Raw genomic sequence first — 14972 nt, 5'->3', positions numbered from 1 at the left:
CAGGCGCACGGCGCTCACCTCACTCGCCGGGACGCCGTATGGCGTGCCGTTCTGGTGCCGATACGGCCACGACGCGGGCGAGGTGCTCCCGGCACGGGTGTGGCCGGGGCCCGCGCCGGGCGTCGCCACGGCTGCTGACCCGCGGAACCAGCAAGGGAGCCACAGATGAGCTCTCACGAGCATGACCTCGTCGGCGTCGGGCTGGGGCCGTTCAACCTGGGGCTGGCCGCGCTGCTCGACCCGGTGCCCGACGTCGGCGCGGTGTTCTTCGAGGCGGCGCCGCGGTTCGCCTGGCACCCGGGGCTGATGCTGCCCGGCACGACGCTGCAGGTGCCGTTCCTGGCCGACCTCGTGACACTGGCCGATCCGACCAGCCGCTGGTCGTTCCTCAACTACCTGCACGACCGCGGCCGGCTGTACCGGTTCTACTTCTACGAGCGGTTCCACGTGCCGCGGGCGGAGTTCGACGCGTACGCCAGGTGGGTCGCCGAGTCGCTGCCGTCCTGCCGGTTCGGGACCCGGGTCACGGCGGTGGAGCCGGACGGCCGATCGTGGCGGGTCGTCGTCGAGACCGCGGACGGCGCCGTCGAGGAGCACACGGCACGCTCGGTGGTGTTCGGCGTCGGCACCCGGCCGTCCGTGCCGGCCGTCGCCCGCGACGTCCTCGGGGCGGACGTCTTCCACACCGAGGATTACCTCACCTACCGCGAGAAGGCGGTGACCGCGTCCGCCGTCACCGTCGTCGGGTCCGGGCAGAGCGCCGGCGAGGTGGTCGCCGACCTGCTCGAGGCCGGGCTCCCCGGCGGGCTGACGGTGGACTGGTTCACCCGGTCGCGCGGGTTCCTGCCGATGGAGTACTCCAAGCTCGGGCTGGAGCACTTCACGCCCGAGTACACGGCCTACTTCCACGGTCTGCCGCCCTCGACCCGCGACGAGATCCGGGCCGGGCAGGACCTGCTCTACAAGGGCCTGTCCGCCGAGACCAGCGAGCGCATCTACGACCTGCTGTACGAGGCGACGGTCGATCGGGCCGACCCGCCGGTGGCGTACGCGGGCGGGTGCGAACTGCGCGCGATCGAGCCGTCGCCGACGCCCGGACGGCGCTGGCGGCTGACCTGGCACCACCGCGACCTGGACCGCACCTTCACCCGCGACACCGACGTCGTCGTGCTGGGGACGGGGCACGAGCCGTCCCCGCTGCCGGTGGCCGACGGCGTCGTCGCACGCGACACGCTGGGCCGGCCCGAGGTGTCGCTGGACTACCGGCTCCGGCTGACGTCCGAGGCGGCGCCGTCCACGCTGTTCGCGCAGAACGCCGAGTTGCACACGCACGGCGTCGGCGCACCGGACCTGGGCCTCGGTGCGCACCGCAACTCCGTCATCGTCAACGCGCTCGCCGGCCGCGACGTCTACCCCGTCCGCGACCGCACCGTCTACCAGAGTTTCGGCGTCCCCGAGGAGGTCCGCGCCCATGACCGCACCTGACCTGGAGCAGTGGGAGCGGGCGAACCGCGAGCTGATCGCGAAGCTGCTCACCGAGTTCGGCTATGAAGAGATCATCGCGCTGGACGTCACGGACGACGGCGCGCTGACGGTGCCGCTGCCGGGCGCGACGCTGACCGGACGGGCCGTGCGGCGGGCGCTCGGCTGGTGGCGCGTCCTCCCCGAGTCGCTGACGGCCGAGGGCGGCGGGCCGCTGCCGGACGCCGTCGCGGTGTTCACCGCGCTGCTCACCGCCGCGGGGGCCGACGCGTCCACCGTCGCCGGCGCCGTGTCGGAGCTGTCGTCGACACTGCTCACCGACGCGCGGCAGCTCACGACCGCGCGCCCGGCGGCCGAACTGGCCGACCTGGAACCGGTACTGGCCGAGGCCGAGCTGACCGGGCATCCGTGGATCGTCGCGAACAAGGGCCGGGTCGGATTCGGCGCCGACGACCTGCGGGCGTACCCGCCGGAGGCGCGGGCCGACGTCCGGCTGCTCTGGCTGGCCGCGTCGCCGGCCGTCGCGGACGCCGTCGGCCTCGACCACCACGCGGTGGTGCGCGACCAGGTCGGTTCCGAGGCGTTCGAGGGGATGCGGGCGCAGGCCCAGCTGGGCGGGCTGGACCCGGACACCTGCGTCTACCTGCCCGTTCATCCGTGGCAGTGGGCGCACCGGATCCTGCCGCTGCACGCGCCGCAACTGGCCCGCGGCGACCTGGTGGTCCTCGGCGACGGGCCGGCGCGGTACCGGCCGCAGCTGGCGATCCGCACGATGACCGACCTCGACGACCCGGCACGTCGCTACCTCAAGCTGCCGCTGTCGATCCTCAACACGTCGGTCTACCGCGGGCTGCCGCGCGAGCGGACGCTGGCCGCGCCCGGGCTGACGTCGTGGCTGTCGTCGGTGGTCTCGTCGGACGCCTTCCTGCGGGAGACCGGGCTGATCCTGCTCGGCGAGGTGGCCGGGGTGAGCGTCGCGCACCCCGTGTACTCCGGCCTGCCCGGCGTCCCGTACCAGTACACCGAGCTGCTGGGGGCGATCTGGCGCGAGCCCGTGCAGCCGTACCTGCGCGACGGCGAGCAGGCGGTCTCGCTGGCCGCGCTGCTGCACGCCGACCCGTCCGGCGGAACGTTCGCGGGCGCGCTGGTGGAGCGGAGCGGCCTGCCGGCGTCGGAGTGGGTGCGGCGGCTGCACGCGGCGGTGCTGCCGCCGCTGCTGCACGTCCTGTACAAGTACGGCGCGATGTTCTCGCCGCACGGGCAGAACTGCATGATCGTCCACCGCGACGGTGTGCCGACCCGGCTGGTCGTCAAGGACTTCGTCGACGACCTCGCGATCTGCTCGGAGTCCATTCCCGAGCATGCCGGTCTGACGCCGGCCGTGCGGGCCGCGCTGGCCGACGTGATCCTGGACGGGAAGACGCTGCGGAAGTACCTGCAGAACGGCCTGCTGATCTGCGTCGACCGGTACCTGGCGGAGATCTTCGCGGACCGGCTGGGCGTGCCGGAGGCCGACTTCTGGGCTTCGGCGCGGTCGGTGCTGGCGGCGTACCAGGAGCGTTTCCGCGGCGAGCTGGCCGACCGGTTCACGATGTTCGACCTCGAGTCGCCGACCTTCCCGAAGCTGTGCCTCAACCGGCTGCGGCTGTTCGAGCGCGGCTACGCCGACGACCCCGAGCGTCCGGTCATCTCCGCCGTCGGCTCCGTGCCCAACCCCCTCTCGCCCTCGTTCGTCCCTCGGTGACATCGGCCGGCCCCGGACCGGGTGGGGCCGATTGCTGACCTCGGCGCGGGGCCGGGGTGGGCTATCGTGTGCGGGCCGGGCACACATGTCGAAAGGATCTCTGTCATGTGGTTGGTCGGCCTGGTCTTGCTCGGCGTTGCCGGGTTCTGCGGATTTCTCGTCGTCAGGGCACGCGGGCGGCAGCGCCAGATGATCACGACCGACACGTTCACCGCCCAGGAGCTCCGCACCCTCCAAGCGGCCGCGGCCGAGGCAGCGGGGCCGGGCGTGTTCCGGCAGACCTGCGAGGTGGCGGGCACCGCCCAGCCGAGCGCGTCGGGGGCGCTGAAGTCCGAGATCTCCGCCACGGAGTGCGTCTGGCACAAGCACGTCGTCACCCGCAAGTACTGGGAGACCGAACGCAAGCGCGACTCCAACGGCAATTACCGCAATCGCCGGGTCGAGAAGAAGGAGAAGGTGGCGGACCGGGAGTCCGAGCAGCCCTTCCTCGTGACCGACGAGACCGGCAGCGTGCTCGTCCATCCGAGCCGAGGGGTCGAAGGCGTCGAGCAGATCGTCGACCGGTTCGAGCCGCACGACGAGAAGGAGGAGCGGACCGAGCTGTCGATCGGCTCGTTCAGCCTGTCGTTGCCGAAGACTCAGCGCGAAGGCACCATCGGCTACCAGTACGAGGAGTGGGTGCTCGAGCCCGGCCGGAAGGTCTACGTTCTCGGCGAGGCCGGCGACGCCTCCGGGGAGCTCGCGATCGAGGCGCCCACGCTCATCTCGACCAAGGACGAGGAGACCCTGCTCCGCGAGTCGCGCTCGAAGCAACGCCTCTTCCTGCTCGGCGCCACGGTCGCCGCCGTGGCCGGAATCGCCCTCATCGTGATCGGCGTCCTCCGCTGACGGCAGGTGGCGCCCGCGTCAGCTAGTGCAGGTCGTTGCGCCGCCAGAGCACGGCGGCGCGTTCGAGTTCTTCCGCCATGCGCAGGTTGCCCTTGGCCAGCCGCGTCTGCCGCTGCCCCTCGTCCTCGGCGAGGTCGTCGGCAGCGTGGGCGCGCCCGGCGGCGACCACCCGGCAGAACGCCGCGGCCCGTTCCAGCGCGACCGCGAAGTCGCCGGTGAACGCGCTGGTCAGGACGGCGTCGCCGAGAGCGGCGACCTCGGCGGGGCCGGGCGGGTGCGCGACGCCCGCGACCGCCGTCGACACCTCGGCCACGCGCTCGCCGACGGCGAAGACGCGAGCCGCCTCGGCGCCGTTGCGGTGCACCCAGCTGCGCAGCAGGTAGAGCGACCAGAGTGTGCCGGGCAGGGTGTCGGCGCCGGAGCCGCGCCACAGTTCGGCCATCTCGTCGAGGCCGAGACGGTCGGCGAGATCGAGCAGCCGCGGCGCGGCGCCGGGCTCGGCCCGGGCCGCCTGCAGGACGGCGGCCGCGGTGGCGTGCGCGACAGCGGTCCGGTCGGCGGGATCGGGGTCGCCGAGCAGGTCGGGCATGTCGGGGCGCAGCTGGGGTCGCCGGTGGCTGCCTTCGGTCACGTCTCCATTGTCCCTTGTGTGCGCCGCTGCCGTGGATCAGGCCTCGAGCGTGGCGCCGGGAGCCACCACACGCAGCTCGGTCTCCTCGGGCGCGAGCTTCTCGATCAGGGTGTAGAAGAAGGCGGGCACGGCGAGCATCGCCTCGTGGATCGGGATCGCGACGTTCGGTGTCAGCGCCCGGAGGTAGTCGACCGACTCACTCAGCTTCAGCCAGGGCGCGGCGGTGGGCAGCCCGAGGATCTCGACGTCGACGTCGGGGATCGTGTAGGAGTCACCGGGGTGCAGGAACCGGCCGCCGATGAGGTAGGCGACGTTCGGGATGACCGGCACGTCGGGGTGGATGACCGCGTGCTGGCCGCCGAACACGTCGACCGCGGTGCCGGCGTGCAGCCGCTCACCCGGCTGGACGCCCATGGCCGCGATGCCGGTCTCGGCCAGGATCGCCGCGCTCGCGGCGTCGGTGTAGAGCCGTGCCTCCGGGTTGGCCGCCAGCAGCGGCCGCAGGCGGTCGACGTCGAGGTGGTCGGGGTGCTGGTGGGTGACCAGCACCGCCGTCAGCCCGGTCAGCGACTCGAAGCCGTGCGAGAAGCCGCCGGGATCGATGAGGATGCGGCCGTCGCCGTCCTCGACGAGGACGCAGGAGTGCTCGAACTTCGTCAGCCTCATGATCTCGAGGCTAGCGCTGCGACGGCGGTTCCGCGCGTCCGCCGCCAGGCTGCCAGAGAACGTCGCCCGCGGCCCGGTTGGCGTAGCGGGACAGGATGAACAACAGGTCGGAGAGGCGGTTGAGGTAGGAGGCGGTGAGCGGGTTGACGCCGTCGATGTCGCCGGTGCCGTACTCCTCGACCGCGTGCCAGGCCGACCGCTCCGCCCGCCGCACCGTGGTGGTGGCGACGTGCAACTGCGCCGCGGTGAGCGTGCCTCCCGGCAGGATGAACGACGTCAGCTTGGGGACCTCGGCGTTGTAGCGGTCGCAGTCGGCCTCGAGCTCCTCGATCCAGGCGGCCTGGACCCGAAGCGGCGGGTACTCGTACTCGGCCTTCAGCGGCATGCAGAGGTCGGCGCCGACGTCGAACAGGTCGTTCTGGACCCGCTGCAGGACGGCGAGCACGTCCGGGCCGAGGTCGCCGCCGCCGGTGCCGGACCGCTCGTGTGCGACGGCGACGCCGATGGTGGCGTTGGCCTCGTTGACGTCGGCGTAGGCGGCCAGGCGTGGGTCGGTCTTGCGGGTGCGGCTGAAGTCGCCCAGCCCAGTGGTGCCGTCGTCGCCAGTACGGGTGTAGATCCTCGTCAACCTCACCATGTCCCCACACTACGGCCCCGAGGTGGGATGCTCGGCGGGATGTCGTCGACGCTGCTGCCGGTCGAGCCGGCTCTGGGCGTGGCGATGGCGGTCCTCGTCGTGGTCGCCGTCGCCGTGAGCGCCGTCGCCAGGCTCGGGTACGACCGCGCGATCGTGACGGCGGCCCTGCGCGCGGTGGCCCAGCTCGCCCTCGTCGCGCTCGTGCTCGCGGCCGTGGTCCGGGTGGCGCCGCTGACGGCGGCGTTCCTGCTGCTGATGCTGGCGACGGCGACCGTGACGGCCGGACGGCGGATGACCCGGGACCGGTCCTGGACGTGGGCGGTGGTTCCGGTGGCGGCCGGTCCGCTGCTGGTCGTGACGACACTGCTGGCGACCGGTGTGCTGCCGGCCGACCCACTGGCCGTGATCGCCGTCGCCGGGATCCTGATCGGCGGCGCGATGACGGCGGCGGCGCTGGCCGGGCGGCGGGCGCTGGACGAGCTGATCGCGCGGCGTGGCGAGGTCGAGGCCGCGTTGTCGGTCGGTCTGCTGCCGCGCGACGCGGCGCTGGAGATCGCCCGGCCGCAGGCGGCGACCGCGCTGATCCCCGCCCTCGACCAGACCCGCACCGTCGGCCTGGTCGTGCTGCCGGGCGCGTTCGTCGGCATGCTCATCGGCGGCGCCGACCCGATCCAGGCCGGCGCCGTCCAGCTGTTCGTGCTGATCGGTCTGCTGGCGGTCGAGACGGTCGCCGTCGCGCTCACGATCGAGCTGGTCGCCCGCGGCGTCATCGTCCGGCCGCCGACCCCGCCCTGACCGGGACGAACCGCCCACCGGCCGATCGTCAAGGTGATCCTTCCCACGCCGGAGCGCTGGGAACAACCACGGACATCAGGTAGTTTCAGGTACTGGCGACAGCCCCTCGGGGCTCTCGCTGGGCGGCGGGCCGTGGTAACCCCGGGTCCCATTTATAGCCGCTACGAGCGGCCGTTGCGCCGAGAGGCGTTCCCGGCCCGGCGCCCGAACCATTCCTACTCACCGCCCCACGGCGGCAGCGCGCGCACGTCAGGTGCGGCCGCGCACGGTCAGCGCGATGAACACCACGACGAACGGCATCGCCGAGATGCCCGCCCTACGACCAGCCGAGCTCGTGCAGCCGCTCGTCGTCGATGCCGAAGTGGTGCGCCACCTCGTGCACGACGGTGATCAGCACCTCCTCGACAGCGTCGTCGGGGGTGTCGCAGATGCGCAGGATCGGCAGCCGGAACAGGCGGATGGTGTCGGGCAGCACGCCGGTGTACCACTCGCCACGCTCGGTGAGCGGCGTGCCCTCGTACAACCCCAGCACGTCGGGGGCGTCGTCCGGAGCCTCGTCCTCGATGAGGATCACCACGTTGTCCATCATCTGGGCCAGCTCAGGCGGGATCTCGTCGATCGCCTCGGATACCAGTCGTTCGAACTCCGCCTCGGTCAGCTCCAGCACGGGACCAGTCTCGCCTGTCGAACCGGTGCACACCGATTCCGGGGGCGGAAATGTGTTACCAACGAGGCGTGGACGTGGTGACCGAGACGAGCCCGCCCGGCGACCCCGCGCCGCGCAGGGCATGGCGTGACTACACGCGCCCGGCGACGTGGCCGACCTGGCTGCGCCGGACGTTCTCGCTGCTCAGTCCGGTCGCGCTGGCGCTGGCCGGGGCCTGGATCGCGCTCGTCATCGCCGGCACGACGCAGACGTACGTGGGCCCGCTGGCCATCGACGTCGCGTTCCGGCCGACGCTGACCGGCGAGTCCGTCATCCACCTCGACCCCGTCGGCGCCGTCGTTCTGGACACCCACTCCGGCCCGGTCACGCTGGACATCTCCGTGCGCCAGGTCGACCTCGACGGCCTCAGCGGCTACGTCAACGATCCCTACTCGCTGGCCGGCCTCGACGACGAGCTCGCGGCCGGCATCCAGGACGTGCTCGTCGACGCCGCCATCCGGGCCGCCGTCACCGCCGTCATCGGCGGGACGCTGGCGGCCGCGCTGGTGCTGCGCTCGGTCCGGCGCACGGCGCTGGCGGCCGGCGTGGCGACCGCCGCGGTGCTCGGCAGCTACGGGCTCGTGGCGCTGACGTACAACTCCGACGCCGTCCGCGAGCCCGCGTACACCGGCCCCCTGGCGGCCGCGCCGCAGCTGATCGGCAACGCCGAGGACATCGCGACGAACTTCGACGCCTACGCCGACCAGCTGGCCGGCTTCGTCGCCAACGTCGCCGCCGTCTACGACACCACGCTCAACCTGCAGACGTTCCAGCCCAACGACGACACGATCCGGGTGCTGCACGTGTCCGACCTGCACCTCAACCCGGCCGCGTGGGACATCATCGGCGCCGTCGCCGACCAGTACTCGGTCGACGCCATCGTCGACAGCGGCGACATCGTCGACCAGGGCACGCCGCTGGAGAACTCCTACGTCCGCCCCATCGCCGACCTCGGCCGGCCCTACGTGTTCGTCAAGGGCAACCACGACTCCGTCGCCACCGTGGCCGCCGTCGCCGCCGCCCCGAACGCCGTCGTGCTGGACGGCGAACCGGCCGACGTGGCCGGGCTGCGGTTCATGGGCGAGCCGGACCCCCGGTTCACGCCGGACAAGTCCGTCCGCGGCGTCCCGGACGAGGTGCTGCGCGAGGGCACCGAGGAGTTCGCCGACGACGCCGCGGACGCCGAGCCGTCGCCGGACGTCATCGTCTACCACGACCCGAGCCACGCCGAACTGTTCGACGGCATCGCCCCGCTCGTGCTCTCGGGCCACGCGCACAAGCGCGACACCTACGTCCTCGACGACGGCACCCGGGTCATGGTCCAAGGCTCCACCGGCGGCGCCGGGCTGCGCGGACTACGTGACGAAGATCCCACTCCGGTCAACTTGTCGGTGCTCTACTTCGATCCGGAGACGAAAGCGCTGGTGGCCTGGGACGATCTCACCCTCGGCGGCCTCGGCCGGACCAGCGCCGAGATCGACCGCCACCAGGCCGGCGAGGACGACGGCGCCGCTCAGGGCCCCGAAGACCCCTCGCCAGCTCCCGATTTGGAGAACTGAGCTCGTCACCATATGCTTTCAGCGTCCCGAACGGCGACGAGCCATGGGCCATGTCGTCAGATCTGGTCCCCATCGTCTAGCGGCCTAGGACTCCGCCCTTTCAAGGCGGCAACGCGGGTTCGAATCCCGTTGGGGATGCGATGCCCTGCTTCGGCAGGTCGTCGGGTAAGGCAGTACAACGCAAGGTCCTGTGGAGCAGCTCGGAGTGCTCGCCGCCCTGTCAAGGCGGAGGTCGCGGGTTCAAGTCCCGTCAGGACCGCCAGCAACACCCACAGCTCAGAGGTCATCCTCTGAGCTGTTTTCATGTCCGGACCCGGGCTCGTCGGCGGGCCGAGGCAGCGAAAGCATCGAACAGTCTGGTGCGGGCGCTTCCCGAGTCGTGCGTGTAGAGGTTGAGCGTCGTCGTCGCCTGCTCGCGTCCCATGACGCGCTGGACGTCGTTCACGGGCAACGCCGTCGGACACCAGCCAGGTCGCGTACGAGTGCCGCAGGTCGAGGAACCGCAGCCCTCCGGCGCCCGGCGCGAGACCTCCTTGACGGCGGCGGCCTCGGTCTCGAAGGTCTCCGTCTGCTCCCGCCCGGCGTCGTCCTGCCGGACGCCTTGGTAGACGTTCTCGCCCTCCTGGATCGCCTTGCCCAGCAGCCCGGCCCGGACGAGGGACGGACGCCAGACTCGGACGCGGAAGAGCGTGCGGCGGACCGGTCCCCCGGCCTGGCTGGTGAACACCTCCCCCGCGTCGCCCTGGCCGTAGACGCGACGGTGGTCGCGCAGCGAGGTGACGACGAACGGCGGCAGCGGGACGACGCGGCGACCGGCCCGCGACTTCGGGAACGGCTTCGTCGTGACAGCCCCGGCGACCTCGACCGCGACTCGCACGACGTGGACCTCCTCGGCGTCCAGGTCGACGGCATCCCAGCGGAGGCCGACGCACTCGCCCCAGCGCAACCCGGTTCCGCCGGCCAGTGCCGCCAGGGCGCGGTGCCGCTCGGGGATGACGGGCAGGAGCTGGCTCAGGAACGCCTCGCGGCTGATCGTGCGCTCGTCGGTGTCCGAACGACGGATCGCCGGGAGCTGGACGCCCTCGCACGGGTTGAAGGCCAGCAGCCGGTCACGGACGGCGAGCCGCATGATGCCCGCGAGCACGTGGAAGCACTTCCGCACGGTGGCCGGCGAACGGGTGGTGTTCAGCTCCGAGACCCAGCGCTGGACCGACGAGTGGTCGATCTTGTCCAGCGGCACCGAGCCCCAGCGGGGCAACACGTGGGTCCGGAGCACCGAGTCCGTGCGCACGGTGGTCGTCGTGGCGCTAGCCCGCCCAGCGACCCACGTCGCCGCGTAGTCGCTCAGACGGACCCGTCCGGCGCGAGGATCGACGTACAGCCCGTGGTTCTTGGCCGACTCGACCTCGGCGAGGAAGTGGGACGCTTCACGCTTGGTCGGGAACGACTTGGAGCGCTGCGCCCCGGACGGATCACGCCACGAGGCGCGGAAGGTCCCGGCCGTCGTCTTGCGTACGAAGCCCATCAGAACAGCCCGTCCTGTCCGGGGAGCAGCGGTCCGGGCTCCGGGTCGGGCTCGATGGTGACGTCCTCGAGCCAGTCGTGGAACGCCTGTTTGGGGATCACCCAGCGCCCGCCGAGCTTGCGTGCCGGGATGTCGCCGGACCGCACCAGGGCGTAGGTGCCGCCGAGGGCGATGTTCAGCAGCTCGGCGACTTCGGCGACGGAGTAGACGAGGGCGTCGACGCGGGGCTGTTGTCCTGGCGGCCGGTGGGCGTCGAGGCGGATCACGTTGTCGGGCATGGCGGGGTTCCTTCCGGGGAGAACGGGTCGGTTGCCGAAACATCACCGGACGGCGGTCCGGTGGCCTGTTGGGCGGCGTCGTACTGCTCGCGCCAGCGGCGACGTTGCTCGATCGACTTCGCGACGGCCCACACGTAGGAGGGCGCGTCGGGGTCGCCGGGACGAACCGGGGTCCAGATGTAGCGAGGCTTGCCGTCCGGTGCGGTGGCGGTGGCTGAGAGCTGGTCGTGGTCGTCCATCTCAATGCCGGCTTCGGCGAGGACGGCGCGGACGACGGCCGCCCGGTCGGCGCGGTGCTCGGTCAGCGTCTTGCCGGTCCACTTGCGCGAGACGAGGACTCGGCGGCCGCCGAGCCCGAGGTGGTCGCGGTCGTGGGCCTTGGACGGGCAGCGGCCGGGTTCCATGCCCGGCTTGGCGTTCTTCGGCTGGGTGCCGTAGCGCAGCCAGTTCGCGCACGTGGGCGAGCACGGGAGCCAGCGGACTTCCTCGGCGAGGCGGTCGATGTGGGCGCGGCGTGCGGCCGAGATGCGGTCCGGGTCGTCGGTGTCGAGCGGTTCGGCGATCGACTTGGTCAGGTACTTTGTCAGGTAGCCGACGCGGCGGTCAGCGGCCGGTGTCCCAGCGAGGATGCCTTGCAGGTCGACCTGGACGCCGAAGCGCAGCACGTGGACCGGCTCCGGTTCTTCGCCGAGGTCGAGGCCGTCGCCGTTGTCGACGTAGTCCATCGCCTCGTCCCAGGTCGGCAGCGCCCAGCCGCCGTCGTCGACGTAGCCGCCTTGCTCGTCATCCCACGTCGGGCGGCCGTCGCGGTAGTGGTGGACGTGGTCGAGATCGGGCCACCAGACCTGGTGGTAGGTCGCGGCTGCGACCTGCTTGATGAGCGTGCGCGGGATCGCACCGCGGATGGCGGCGTGCAGGTGCGGGGCGAGGCGACGCTGCGGTTCGACGGTGGCGAAGTACTGGACGTTGTAGCCGGTGGCGCGGCGCAGGTTCTGCCAGAACCGGTCGACGAGCTTCGGGAAGTGCATCGCGTCCATGGCGGCGCGCCGGTAGTCGTACCGGTCCGGGTCGGCGGGGACGCCCTCGTCGGTCACGCGCCCGTAGGACGGCATCGTGAGCGTGAGGAACATCGACGGCCGATAGGTCTTGCCGTCCGGGGCCTCGAAGGTCCGCCCGACGGTGTGGCCTGAGACCGGCAGCCGGGGCAGGTCTGGCACGTCCTCACGCCGCCTGGTGGACCGCACACGACGCTCTGTCACGTCGGCGGCGTCGTCGTCCTCCGTAGGGGCCCCGTCGTCGCTCTCAGCGGCGTCAGGATCGTCGAGCTCGGGTTCGGTGTCGAGGTGCCAGCCCTCGCGGCACTGTTGCATCCTCAGCCGTCGAGCCCGCTCGGCACACGAGGGGCAGATCGCCTCACGGGTCGCGCCGCACGCGATCGTCACGGTCCGCACGTCGCCGGTGGTCGTGTCGGTCACCCGCGACAGGATCGGACGCACGCAGGCGCCGAGGAGGACGGCGGCGCTGCGGACCAGCTCGTCGGAGAGGGCCGGGCCGAGCACCATCACTGCCGCCCTACTGGTCGTGGCGTGACCATGAACTCGGGCTCGTCGTCCTCCGGCCGGTACACGGGCAGCGGCCGGCGCAGCTCGGCGGGATCGACGGCCGGTGTTGCCTCCATCAGCCCGTGCACGCAGTGGCACGCGTCCAGCGGACCGAGCACACCGAAGCCGTCGCAGTCGATGCACACGATCCACACCGACCGCTCGTGCAGGCCGATGCAGCGTGGCGAGGCGCACCACCGGTAGCCGCACCAGATGCACACCTGAGCGAAGTTCAGCCGCAACGGCCGTAGCGTCGCCGCCATGGCTGAGGCCAGTGTCTGGGTCGTCATCGTGACCTCCGGGGATAGGGATGACTCCATCTGACACTCGACACGTTATAACAAGTAGGACGACTGGACAACGCAGTATGCGACACGCCAGGCTGACCGCCTCAGTTACGCGGGCGACCGCCCAGGTGGAAGACTTGTTCTGTCGAGTAGAGGGGAGGGCCTGTGGCGGACTTCAGGGGTCGCCCTGCCTACCTGCAGATCGCTGACGACATCCGCAGCCAGATCATCGACGGCACGTTGCAGGCCGAGGACCGGTTGCCCAGCGAAGCCGACCTCATGGCCGACTACGGCGTCTCACGCATCGTCGTGCGCAACGCCGTCGAAGTCCTCCGGTCCGAAGGACTCGTGGTCAAGCAGCAGGGGCGCGGCAGCTTCGTCCGAGCCCAGCGACCACAGCGCACCCGCGTCGTCGGCGACCTCTACAGCGAGCGCCCCGAGGCATCGCCATTCGCTGCGTCCGCCCGAGCCTCCGGCCAGGTCCCGGAGTGGGAGTACCAGACCCGCCGCACCACAGCATCCAAGACCATCGCCGACCGCCTCGGCATCACAGCCGGCGACCCGGTGATGCGCACCAGCTACCGCTTCTTCGCCGACGGCGAGCCCGCGATGCTGTCGACGTCATTCGAGCCGCTGGCCATCACCGAGGGCACACCCGTCGAGCAGCCCGAAGGCGGCCCCGTCACCGGCGTCGTGCCCCGCATGGACGCCATCGGCATCCACATCACCCACGTCGTCGAGGACGTGACCGGACGGTCAGCGCGGCCTTATGAGGCCGAAACGCTGAAGGTTCCAGTCGGCGTGCCCATCCTCGCCATCGAACGCACCTACTACGCCAAGAGCCGACCCATCGAGACCGCCGACATCGTCGTCTCCTCCGACCGCTACGTCCTGTCCTACCGACTCCCCGTGCCACCCCGGACGGATCGGCCGACGCCGATCTAGATGTCCGCCAGCGACGCGTGAATTCTGACGGTCAACTCGCCGGCTCAAGCTTCGGCAGCACGACGCGCGTCAAGCGTGGCAAAGGCGGGTCGGTGTCGAACGGAGCGGCGAGCCGCGTAAAGGTTGGCGCGATCACCGACGGATCCCCCGACGCCCATCCGTAAAGCTCAATACCGCGGATCGTCGGAGTTACCTTCAATGCGGCTCGGAATGGATTCTCTTCCACCGCTACCGTCTTCTTGTCACCTAGAGCGAAATCCTGACCGATCAAACCCGCTTGGTGGATGCCAATAATCGCGTGCGTGATCGCGCCTTGCCTGTCTATGTCGTGATCGCCTACAAGCATAGACACGAATTCGGAGTACTCAACAAGCATCAGCGCCTTTCGCGTACCGGAGGTAACGTTGAGCTGCACGTCCGCCCTGCCGTGTAGGCGGCTAGCCCATTCCCGATAGAGAAGGTAATGTGCCCGTATCTGCAAGGTGCTCATCGAGGTCACCTCTGCTGCCCAGGTAACTGCACGATCATCGCGACCGTTGGGCGACCTAGAGCCAGCGAGAAGACCACTGACATAATCGACTGCGACCGAATCATCGAGCAGCAGCCCGTCATCTAGGATGCGATCCGCCACACGCTCATTCATATACCCCTCTTGGCCACCTTTAGCCTCGGCACGCTCAAGAATTCTCATAGCGTTACCTATCCTGCGTTTGGCCTTGTAGGCCAGATAGATGGCAACCTCGTCCGTAGCAGGCCCAAGGAGGCGGACCAAGAGGCTACCGATTCCACGTCCAGCCTCTTCAGCAGTCTTTGCCGCTAGCAGGCTTCCAGGTTCCAACTCCTGCTCCTCTCCACCTGGCGGAAGCTGACTCACGTGGCCCCCTTATCTCTGGATTGCCGGATCGAGCTATTGAGGATCAAGCGGCGCGCTGCGCGCGCCGTGCCCGCCCCGGCCTCCGGGCCGGACGTGCGGCCTGACGGCCGTTCCGGCCCTGTCGGCCGGCAGGCACACGCTCACCGCAGATTCGGCCCACGCCTATCCAAGCTCCGTGTTCGTGTGTCGTCCTCGTCGCGGCCATTCTTTGGTCTCCCCTCCACGCGTCAAGGGCGACTTCGTCGTCACTACGGGATCGGCTACACCGACCCTTGACCCGCTCCGCTCCGACCAACCGCCGGCAGCTATGAGGACGGCACCGCAGGCGAGGCGCGAGTTATCAGTAACGCCGGG

At 70.7% G+C, this 14972-nt stretch carries 15 protein-coding genes and 2 tRNA genes; 8 read left to right on the top strand and 9 right to left on the bottom strand.

Annotated elements, in window-relative coordinates; all coding sequences use genetic code 11:
• Positions 1-165 precede the first annotated feature (165 nt).
• The 3 genes from DZA62_RS13810 (at position 166) to DZA62_RS13800 (ending at position 4114) form a co-directional block, all read left to right on the top strand.
• A complete protein-coding gene (locus DZA62_RS13810) occupies positions 166-1485 on the top strand; it encodes a lysine N(6)-hydroxylase/L-ornithine N(5)-oxygenase family protein (protein ID WP_116949449.1) in 1320 nt (439 codons plus the stop codon).
• Positions 1472-3226 carry an IucA/IucC family protein gene (locus DZA62_RS13805; protein WP_116949448.1) on the top strand — a complete coding sequence of 585 codons (1755 nt, stop codon included), beginning with the start codon at positions 1472-1474 and terminating at the stop codon, positions 3224-3226. The genes DZA62_RS13810 and DZA62_RS13805 overlap by 14 nt, the downstream gene beginning before the upstream one ends.
• A gap of 105 nt (positions 3227-3331) precedes the next feature.
• Entirely contained in the window at positions 3332-4114 is a 783-nt protein-coding gene (locus DZA62_RS13800; RefSeq protein WP_116949447.1) for a GIDE domain-containing protein, read from the top strand.
• A 22-nt stretch (positions 4115-4136) separates the two neighbouring features.
• Here DZA62_RS13800 and DZA62_RS13795 read toward each other — a convergent pair whose 3' ends face one another.
• Genes DZA62_RS13795 through DZA62_RS13785 form a run of 3 tightly spaced genes read right to left on the bottom strand, consistent with a single transcriptional unit; the run spans position 4137 to position 6048 of the window.
• Positions 4137-4745 (bottom strand): hypothetical protein, encoded by a 609-nt coding sequence (locus DZA62_RS13795; protein ID WP_198663728.1) that lies wholly within the window; start codon positions 4743-4745, stop codon positions 4137-4139.
• 36 nt (positions 4746-4781) lie between these two features.
• Positions 4782-5411, bottom strand: a complete 630-nt coding sequence (locus tag DZA62_RS13790) for an MBL fold metallo-hydrolase (protein WP_116949446.1) — start codon at positions 5409-5411, stop codon at positions 4782-4784.
• 10 nt (positions 5412-5421) lie between these two features.
• A complete protein-coding gene (locus DZA62_RS13785) occupies positions 5422-6048 on the bottom strand; it encodes a cob(I)yrinic acid a,c-diamide adenosyltransferase (RefSeq protein ID WP_116949445.1) in 627 nt (208 codons plus the stop codon).
• Between the two features lie 39 nt (positions 6049-6087).
• Here DZA62_RS13785 and DZA62_RS13780 point away from each other — a divergent pair, with 39 nt between their 5' ends.
• The gene (locus DZA62_RS13780; protein ID WP_116949521.1) at positions 6088-6843 is read left to right on the top strand and encodes an ABC transporter permease; all 756 of its coding nucleotides are present in this window, start codon (positions 6088-6090) and stop codon (positions 6841-6843) included.
• 316 nt (positions 6844-7159) lie between these two features.
• Here the strand turns inward: DZA62_RS13780 and DZA62_RS13775 are convergent, their stop codons facing one another.
• On the bottom strand, positions 7160-7510 hold the full coding sequence (locus DZA62_RS13775; RefSeq protein ID WP_116949444.1) for a metallopeptidase family protein: 351 nt from the start codon (positions 7508-7510) through the stop codon (positions 7160-7162).
• Positions 7511-7578: 68 nt separating this feature from the next.
• On the opposite strand from DZA62_RS13775, the gene DZA62_RS13770 reads away from it, so the two are divergent.
• From DZA62_RS13770 to DZA62_RS13760, 3 genes are all read left to right on the top strand, one after another.
• Positions 7579-9108, top strand: a complete 1530-nt coding sequence (locus DZA62_RS13770; RefSeq protein ID WP_157987669.1) for a metallophosphoesterase family protein — start codon at positions 7579-7581, stop codon at positions 9106-9108.
• A 65-nt stretch (positions 9109-9173) separates the two neighbouring features.
• Positions 9174-9246: transfer RNA gene (locus tag DZA62_RS13765), tRNA-Glu, on the top strand.
• A gap of 46 nt (positions 9247-9292) precedes the next feature.
• Positions 9293-9370, top strand: a tRNA-Asp gene (locus DZA62_RS13760).
• 39 nt (positions 9371-9409) lie between these two features.
• On the opposite strand, the gene DZA62_RS13755 is transcribed toward DZA62_RS13760, so the two are convergent.
• The 4 genes from DZA62_RS13755 to DZA62_RS13740 are packed head-to-tail and all read right to left on the bottom strand — an operon-like array spanning position 9410 to position 12802.
• Positions 9410-10633, bottom strand: a complete 1224-nt coding sequence (locus tag DZA62_RS13755) for a tyrosine-type recombinase/integrase (protein ID WP_198663727.1) — start codon at positions 10631-10633, stop codon at positions 9410-9412.
• Complete coding sequence (locus DZA62_RS13750) at positions 10633-10911, bottom strand: helix-turn-helix domain-containing protein (RefSeq protein WP_116949442.1); 279 nt, start codon at positions 10909-10911, stop codon at positions 10633-10635. The genes DZA62_RS13755 and DZA62_RS13750 overlap by 1 nt, the downstream gene beginning before the upstream one ends.
• Entirely contained in the window at positions 10896-12473 is a 1578-nt protein-coding gene (locus tag DZA62_RS13745) for a replication initiator (RefSeq protein ID WP_116949441.1), read from the bottom strand. The genes DZA62_RS13750 and DZA62_RS13745 overlap by 16 nt, the downstream gene beginning before the upstream one ends.
• Positions 12473-12802 (bottom strand): hypothetical protein, encoded by a 330-nt coding sequence (locus tag DZA62_RS13740; RefSeq protein ID WP_157987668.1) that lies wholly within the window; start codon positions 12800-12802, stop codon positions 12473-12475. The genes DZA62_RS13745 and DZA62_RS13740 overlap by 1 nt, the downstream gene beginning before the upstream one ends.
• 162 nt (positions 12803-12964) lie before the next feature.
• Between DZA62_RS13740 and DZA62_RS13735 the strand changes: the two genes are divergently transcribed.
• A complete protein-coding gene (locus DZA62_RS13735) occupies positions 12965-13744 on the top strand; it encodes a GntR family transcriptional regulator (protein WP_116949439.1) in 780 nt (259 codons plus the stop codon).
• Positions 13745-13775: 31 nt separating this feature from the next.
• On the opposite strand, the gene DZA62_RS35725 is transcribed toward DZA62_RS13735, so the two are convergent.
• Positions 13776-14618, bottom strand: a complete 843-nt coding sequence (locus DZA62_RS35725; RefSeq protein WP_157987667.1) for a hypothetical protein — start codon at positions 14616-14618, stop codon at positions 13776-13778.
• Positions 14619-14972: the final 354 nt, after the last annotated feature.

This window comes from Jiangella endophytica (genome assembly GCF_003427025.1).
Taxonomy (GTDB): Bacteria; Actinomycetota; Actinomycetes; order Jiangellales; family Jiangellaceae; genus Jiangella; species Jiangella endophytica.
Note: the sequence above shows the minus strand (reverse complement) of the source record. Positions and strands in the feature narration are given on the sequence as shown.